1 protein-coding gene is annotated in these 537 nt (G+C 33.7%); it reads right to left on the reverse strand.

Features of this window, described 5'->3' with window-relative positions:
- Positions 1-537 (reverse strand): ABC transporter transmembrane domain-containing protein (locus DNK84_RS13865; RefSeq protein ID WP_268876912.1); only part of this gene is annotated, 537 nt, incomplete at both ends.

Consider the following 537-nt stretch of genomic DNA (forward strand, 5'->3'; position numbering starts at 1 on the left):
AGCTTACCCTCTATCACCATGTGTGCTCCGATAAATATAATTGCTATCGTAGTCAACTTACTCACTAACTCTGCAATATTACCTGCTACATTACCTAAATTTTGCGAGCGAAAAGATGCTTTGACATATTCTGTAAGATTATCTTCCCATTTACGTTGCATCTGTGGTTCTATTGCACTGGCTTTAACTGTCTGAATACCTGTGATTGATTCTGTTAAAAATGACTGATTTTTTGCTCCTGTTGAAAAAACTTTATCCAGTCTATGTTTAAATATCGGTGTGATAAATACAGATAATATAAAAGATATTGGAATAGTTCCCAGTACAATCAATGTCAACTGCCAACTATATAAGAATAACACCGCAATAAATATAAAAGTAAAAGATAAATCGATCACTAAAGTCAAAGCTGTACTTGTAATAAAACTACGAATGCTATCTAGCTCTTTAACCCTTGCAACATTCTGCCCAACTTGGCGTGTCTCAAAATAAGATAATGGTAGTTTCATCAAATGTGAAAATAACTTTGAACCCAAG

The organism is Facilibium subflavum (assembly GCF_003574485.1).
GTDB classification, from domain to species: Bacteria; Pseudomonadota; Gammaproteobacteria; order Francisellales; family Francisellaceae; genus Facilibium; species Facilibium subflavum.